The sequence below is a fragment of the Flavobacterium sp. genome (assembly GCF_029242675.1).
Taxonomy (GTDB): domain Bacteria; phylum Bacteroidota; class Bacteroidia; order Flavobacteriales; family Flavobacteriaceae; genus Flavobacterium.
In genome coordinates this window covers 1-5,995 of record NZ_JAQWTM010000431.1, presented here as the reverse complement: position 1 = coordinate 5,995, position 5,995 = coordinate 1, and the positions used below count along the sequence as shown (strand labels likewise).

At 32.4% G+C, this 5,995-nt stretch carries 8 protein-coding genes; 4 read left to right on the top strand and 4 right to left on the bottom strand.

The annotated features are described in order from the left end of the window. Positions 1 to 280: 280 nt before the first annotated feature. Positions 281 to 721, bottom strand: coding sequence for a KTSC domain-containing protein (locus tag P8M54_RS15730; RefSeq protein ID WP_300288987.1), 441 nt, complete (start codon positions 719 to 721; stop codon positions 281 to 283). A gap of 163 nt (positions 722 to 884) precedes the next feature. Then, positions 885 to 1,133 (bottom strand): hypothetical protein, encoded by a 249-nt coding sequence (locus tag P8M54_RS15725; protein ID WP_300288986.1) that lies wholly within the window; start codon positions 1,131 to 1,133, stop codon positions 885 to 887. Between the two features lie 83 nt (positions 1,134 to 1,216). Here P8M54_RS15725 and P8M54_RS15720 point away from each other — a divergent pair, with 83 nt between their 5' ends. Then, on the top strand, positions 1,217 to 1,765 hold the full coding sequence (locus P8M54_RS15720) for a hypothetical protein (protein ID WP_300288985.1): 549 nt from the start codon (positions 1,217 to 1,219) through the stop codon (positions 1,763 to 1,765). Here P8M54_RS15720 and P8M54_RS15715 read toward each other — a convergent pair. Beyond that, positions 1,762 to 2,157 carry a response regulator gene (locus P8M54_RS15715; RefSeq protein ID WP_300288984.1) on the bottom strand — a complete coding sequence of 132 codons (396 nt, stop codon included), beginning with the start codon at positions 2,155 to 2,157 and terminating at the stop codon, positions 1,762 to 1,764. The genes P8M54_RS15720 and P8M54_RS15715 overlap by 4 nt on opposite strands. Then, positions 2,154 to 4,892, bottom strand: coding sequence for a PAS domain S-box protein (locus P8M54_RS15710; RefSeq protein WP_300288983.1), 2,739 nt, complete (start codon positions 4,890 to 4,892; stop codon positions 2,154 to 2,156). Before P8M54_RS15710 ends, P8M54_RS15715 begins: the two co-directional genes overlap by 4 nt. A gap of 416 nt (positions 4,893 to 5,308) precedes the next feature. On the opposite strand from P8M54_RS15710, the gene P8M54_RS15705 reads away from it, so the two are divergent. From P8M54_RS15705 to P8M54_RS15695, 3 genes are all read left to right on the top strand, one after another. Continuing rightward, positions 5,309 to 5,458 carry a hypothetical protein gene (locus P8M54_RS15705; protein ID WP_300288982.1) on the top strand — a complete coding sequence of 50 codons (150 nt, stop codon included), beginning with the start codon at positions 5,309 to 5,311 and terminating at the stop codon, positions 5,456 to 5,458. Between the two features lie 11 nt (positions 5,459 to 5,469). Then, positions 5,470 to 5,697, top strand: coding sequence for a hypothetical protein (locus tag P8M54_RS15700; RefSeq protein ID WP_300288981.1), 228 nt, complete (start codon positions 5,470 to 5,472; stop codon positions 5,695 to 5,697). Between the two features lie 10 nt (positions 5,698 to 5,707). After that, on the top strand, positions 5,708 to 5,995 hold a 288-nt coding region (locus P8M54_RS15695), incomplete at its 3' end, for a YchJ family metal-binding protein (RefSeq protein ID WP_300288979.1).

Here is a 5,995-nt window from a genome sequence, read left to right as displayed (position 1 = left end):
GGTGTTTAAAGAGTTGATTATCATTTCGTAGGAAAGCAAAAGTGCTATTCAATAATCTTTTGTAAATCGTATGGTATCGAAATGTTATAAAGCTGCAGTAAAAGCACAAACGCAGTAGGGTAGGGCTACTTGCTAAAAAGGGAGTATTGAATAACGAACTGTTGGTAGAATGATAATCCTACTACTTTTAGTTGGAAACTGTGTCAAAGCTGAAAACAGTTACGGTTTTTGTGTAAACAAAAAAAAAGCACTCGGTTAAGAGTGCTTTGAAGTTTTAAATCTAGTCTTGGTTGGTTGTTTTTCTCCAAGTAAAAGAATTTAAGATATGTCTTTTAGCAAAACGCCCTGGTGAATCAGCGTTAACCATTTTCACGTAAGTTGCTTTAGGAACACTAATGTATTCGTAAACACTTCCGTTAGAAAAGTTTATAATTAATCTACCTTCAACAAATTTATAATCAGTAATGGTTGCAGTACTAATTGTCTCCGTATATTCCGGTAAATTTTGTTTGATCGTTTCAGGATTGATGCTAACTAAAAAATGGTAAGCTTCAATAATTTTTTTACTGTTTTCTTCAGCAGCTTTTAAACCAGCTTCGTCACCTTGAAATTTATCAGGATGCGATTCTTTCATCGCATTGCGATAAATGGTTTTTAAATCTTTTAATTCTGCAGTTTTGTCTACGTTCAGCAGTTTGCGGTATTCAACTATTTTTTTCATAAATAAGGTAACTACTTGTCTTTTAATTAGAAAATTATTCTACTAATTTTAAAAAACAACAATTTTTTGCAAAGGTACACTTTTTTTTAAGCTTTTAGTTGGTCGTTAAAAAAAAAAATGGAAAATCATAATTTTAACCCTACAGCTTAGCTATTAAGAGGGGTTATTGCTGTGGTTTATGATTTGCTTTGTCAAAGTTTTTAGACTTTTTAGGATACTTGTTGTGGCTAATATCGCTTGGATTTTCAATGACAGATTTAATTGTTACTAAATCGCCTAAAACGTGTTTTGCTACAACCATCTTATAATCTAAAAGATAAACACCACAAAAAAAGTTGTTGTTTTCATCTTTCTCGATTATTCCGGTATAAACTCCTTTTTGTAACATTTTTTCGTCTGAAGTTTTTGTCATGATTTTTATTTTTGAGATTAAAACGGCAAAGTTAGTCATTTATTCGTTGTTTTCTATTTTCTATAATCTGATTATATTTGTGCATGGAAAAAAATATAAAACCTGCACCTAATGCTTTTAAGAATACTTTTTGTGTTTTTGAAGAAGTTGACAGTAGTAGAATTACAGGTCTAAAAGCGCAATTTACTAGCAAGGCAGGTAGTACCTATTATTATACGGACAAAGGAATGTATCGTTTGTCACACCATTGGGGACGTTTGGCTAATAGCAAATGGAGATTGATTGCTTTGGATATTCCGTCAGCCTCTAAAACCAAGTTAGGCTTTGCTCTTTGGGAGTCATTTTATCCTGATAATGCTATTGAAAAACTGTACTATTTAGCTGTAGATTATGAAAACCGAACTGTTACTTACGAGCATAAGAACAACCCAAAATTTGATCAAAAGGCAATTGTAAGAACTAGTTTTGAAACGACTAAGAAAATTAAGCAAATTCGAAATTTATTTGAACTAACCTCCTGGGCCAAGCATTATAACTATGAAGATTTAGATGTGCTACGTAAAACGATCATCGATCAATTAATTGTTACCGAGAGAAGCTTGGAAGAAATTAAAAGTAGTTTGCCAACTTAATTAAAATCAGCGATTAACCTAAGATCATCAATCGTAATTGGTTTTGACATATATCCCACAATATTCGGATTATTTTTAGCTTTTAATTTGTCTTCTATTGCAATTGAGGAACTCGAAATATAGATGATAAGGCGCTGTGGTATGCTCTCTTTAATTAAAGCTATTTCTTCCATAAAGCCCCAACCGTCCATTACTGGCATTTCGATATCAAGCAATAAAATATCTGGTAGTGTGTCTTTATTCGAAATCGCATCTTTCAAAGCATTGATAGCTTCTTTTCCGTTAGAAAAAGTTGTTGTAGCACTGAAAATAGCCGATTTATCGATTATTTTTTTAATTATGGTCTTATAAATTAGATCGTCATCTACGACCCATATTTTCTTTTGGTTCATGCTAGTTGAATTTTAAAAGTGGTTCCTTCTCCTAATGTGCTTTCCACGGTCACAGTACCTCCCATGGCTTCGATTTGGTTTTTGGTTATAAATAATCCAATACCTTTTGAATCCACGTTGTCTGTGAATGTTTTATACATACCAAATATTTTATTTCCATTGCGATTTAGGTCAATACCAATTCCGTTGTCACGAATAGTGATATACTTTTTCCCATCTTCACAGGAGTACGTTATGTTTACTTCACTTTGACGGTTTTTATCACAATATCGAACAGCATTTGAGATCATATTATACAGTATGCTTTCTAAATAAGCAGGGTTGTATTGAATTTCAATATCTTCAGAAACATTGGAAATAATAGCTATTTTATTAGTTCTTATTTCGTTGCTTAACACGGTTAATGTGTTGTCTAAATAAGGTTTAAGCTTTATACTCTCAACTAGTAAATTTAAGTTAGTTTGTATATTAACTACTTCGTTTAAGTTGTAAAGCGTGTCGTTGAGTGCATTACTTACTTGTTTTAGCAGCTCAATTAGTTCGTCTTTTTCCTCTGTTGTTTCTGCATGCTGAATTAAATCTGTCAACGAGGTGATGTTACTTGTATGAGAGCGCAAGTTGTGCGAAACAATATATGAAAAATTAAGCAAACGTTTATTTTGTTCACTTACAAGATTAAACGAGCTTTTTAAATAACTTTCGATTTCCTTTGTTTTGGTAATATCGATCATAATACCTCTTAAATTTTGTAATTTCCCGTTGGCATCGAAATTAAGGTTGACGATATCCCTGAGCCAAATTATACTACCATTTTTAGCAATCATACGGTATTCAAAATCATGATCCATGTTGGCGGCTGTTTGAGCCGTACAAAAACTTAGCACAAAATCTTTGTCTTCTTTATAAATGTGATCTACCCAAAACGTTTTTGATGAAAGCCATTCTTCGCTTGTGTAGCCTAAAATTGCTTCTACTTTTTTACTGATAAAAGTAAAGTTTACATTTGCATCTGTTTCCCAAACGATCCCATCAATAGTATTTATTAAAGATTGTACTTTTTGTTGAGAATTACTTATTTCCTTCTCAGCATTCTTGCGCTCAGTAACGTCTTCAGTGGTTACAATGGTTTTTTCTAAACTGTTTTCATACCCTCCAATCACATTCCATTTATAGGTAATGTAACGTAAGGTATTGCTTTTATCAATGATACTGGTGTCTATTTCAAACCTTTGTTTGTTTGTTGCGATTGCAACTAATAATTTTATAAAATGATCTGATTCAATTGTGTTTAGGTTGTTCTTTCTAAATTCAATTAATTGTTCTTTAGATTCAACTTGATTAAGAGTTAGACAAGCCTTGTTTACGTGATTTATTTTGATCAGATTTCTTATTTTGTCGAGGATTAACGAGTGGTTGGATAAGAATATCGTAATATCATCCTCCGATTTATTAATAAGTCCTAGCAATTGCAATTCGATTTTTACATTCGAGTAATCTTCTTCTTTTATAGGCAAGGGAGAATCGTCAAAAAGTGCTTTGAAATGATTTTCGTTTCTTTTGATTGTATTTTCATTTGCTTTTCTAGCGGTAATGTTTTCGATAATTGCAATTACACTAATTTGTTTTTTATCCTGGTTTAAAAGAGGAGTGACATTTAAATTTCCCCAAACAATATTTCCATCTTTCGATAAGTATCTTTTTTCCAAGGTATAGGCATCAATTTCACCTTCTTTTAATTTTTTTACATTCTTGACATCTTCAGTGAGGTCATCTATGTGAGTGATAGCTTGAAATGTGTTTGATTTCATTTCTTCTTGAGTGTATCCAAGCATTTTGCAGAAGTAGCTGTTAACTTCAATAAATCGACCAGTTTTAATATCTACATTAGCTATACCTACTGCTGCTTGATCAAAAATAGTTTTAAATTTAATTTCGTTATCTCTAATATTCAAGGCTTGTTCTTCTACTAATATTTTTAACTGCGTAGCTCGATTTAAAAGTAAAATAGTAAGCATTGCAAATACTAGCGCTAGAAGCAGTCCTAAAAATAGGCTAACAACTAAATTAATTAGCAAACGATTCATTTGTTTATCAATTAAATAGATATTCCATTGTCCCTCAGGAATACTCCTTTTTACAAAATTATCATCTGTGAATTTGGTTTTTTGAAGCACAAAAAGATCTGTTTTACCTGTGCGATAATTTTTCTTAGATAATTGAAATTCATATTTTGTAGTATCAATAATGTTTACCCCAGCGGCAATAAAAAATTTATCTAACTTAATTATTACAGCTGAAAAACCCCAAAATTTTCCTTTAATGTAAACCGGTAATCTACCTACGATAGCTCTGCCGCCTTGTCTTAGAACAAGAGGTCCTGAAAAAACCATTTTATTGAATTTCATGGATTTTAGCGCATCTTCCTTTAGGTCCACTGTTTCAAGAATGTTTAAATTCATGGCAGCTTCATTTCCTTTAACAGGGAAAGTGTATTTGATTATTCCGTTTGGAACAAGTTGTACAGCACTTAAATTGGCATTTGAATTCAATAATTTTTGGGCTATTCCTTCAAAATCCTCAGGTACGCCGTCATCGCCTATAGTGAGAGCAAGCGTTAATGTACTTATATACGCATTTTTTAAAGATTGCTCAATATTTTGATAGATAACCTCTAGTGTATTAGCTCTTTTGGCTTTTTTTATTTCTTTTTCAATAGTAAATTGTTTCACTGCCATTAAAGAAAAAGTGGTCGCAAGCACTACAAATACAATTAATCCTGCAAACTTAGGATTAACGATGTACTAATTTAGGATTATGGACCATTTAGTTTTTACCTTCATCAATTGAAAAGTTTGTGGTTTGCGTTATTGTTCTTACCAAAATAAAGGTAAGAAAATAATTTAAGATAGGATTCAGTTTTGCAAAAAATATACTAAATGATTGTACTATTTAGATATTTATAAATATTTGGCATTGATTACTACTAATCCTATATTCATTTTCTGTAAAATAGTTTACTATAGTCATTTGTAGAATCTGCGCCCTATTTGTTACTATTGTTGGATAAAAAAAACGAACTTTGCATCAAATTATGTGCATATAACTGCTGCCTTTTCGAGGTGGCTTAAAAATGCCAATAAAGTACCGCAGTATGAGTAGAAATAATGAAAGAAATATAAAGAAGCACAATGATAAACTGCACAAGGCACAAGACAAAGCCAAGCAGGCAGAAAGAGTCCGAAAGGAAAAACTTAAAGAAATTGTGAAAAAATTTAATGAGACCAAATCTTCAGATCAATAAATAAACCAGCTATGAAGCAAGTGGATAACTACGCCTTACTTAAGGCCAATGTACAAGAAATCATTGATTTGATTGTTGCCAAGGATGCAACAGAAGCTACTGCTAAACTAGCGGAGGTGAGCGAACAATTGGATGATATTTTAGATCATTCGGATGATGATGATGATTTAGTAGAGCTGAGTAAGTACCAAGTTTTACTCAATCAATTGCATCAAAAAATTGTTGCTTTAAACGGTTAATTCCAACTATATGACAACTCCTTGTTATTGCGGATCAGGCGTTTCTTTTGATTTATGCTGCCAACCCTATATTTCAGGACAGGCAGCGGCACCTACTGCCGAGAAATTGATGCGCTCTCGATACAGCGCGTATGCTACCCACCAAGCTGATTACCTTGTTGCCACTACTGATAAGTCAGCACGAACAAGCAATTTAAAACAAGATTCATTGCAATGGGCTATTGCGAACCAATGGCAAAAATTAGAAGTTTTGACTGCAACTACTACCGTTGTAGAATTCAAAGCCTATTATATCGAT